1 protein-coding gene is annotated in these 611 nt (G+C 43.4%); it reads right to left on the bottom strand.

Annotated features, from left to right (window positions below):
- Nucleotides 1-46: 46 nt before the first annotated feature.
- On the bottom strand, nucleotides 47-611 hold a 565-nt coding region (locus ACT3SX_RS15485), incomplete at its 5' end, for an IS3 family transposase (protein ID WP_444761866.1).

Here is a 611-nt window from a genome sequence, read left to right on the forward strand (position 1 = left end):
TGACCCCTGCTGTCAAATCCGTATAACTAAACTTGGGAGATTTTGATTACGCAGCATGACGATAATAGTCAAACCACACCTGTCTTGGCGATTTATAGCCTAAACCCTTTTGAATTCTCGTTTGGTTGTAGTACAACTCGATATATCTAATGATATCGGTAATGGCGGCAAATCTGGTCTTATAGTCCTGATGATATATTAACTCATTCTTTAATACGCCCCAGAAGCTCTCTATAGGTGCGTTATCAAAGCAGTTACCTTTAGCGCTCATTGAGCCTGCAAGCTGATGCTGCTTGATGATCTTATGGTAGGCATGACTACAGTACTGACTGCCTCTATCAGAGTGAACGACTAGCCCTTTACTGGGTCGTTTGTTCTTGATGGCCATGTTCAATGCTTTGCATACTAGATCTGCTGTCATGCGTTTGTTGATGGCGTAACCGACAAGCTCTTTAGTGTATAAGTCTTTAACGCCTGCTAAATACAGCCAACCCTCAAGCGTCCAAATATAGGTGATGTCACTGACCCACGTTTGGTTAGGGCGACTGGCATCAAACTTCTGATCCAGTACGTTTGGATAGATCAGCTTGTTGTGATTGGAGTCGGTAGTG

The sequence above is a fragment of the Psychrobacter sp. AOP31-B2-9 genome (genome assembly GCF_052378005.1).
In the GTDB taxonomy this organism is placed as follows: domain Bacteria; phylum Pseudomonadota; class Gammaproteobacteria; order Pseudomonadales; family Moraxellaceae; genus Psychrobacter.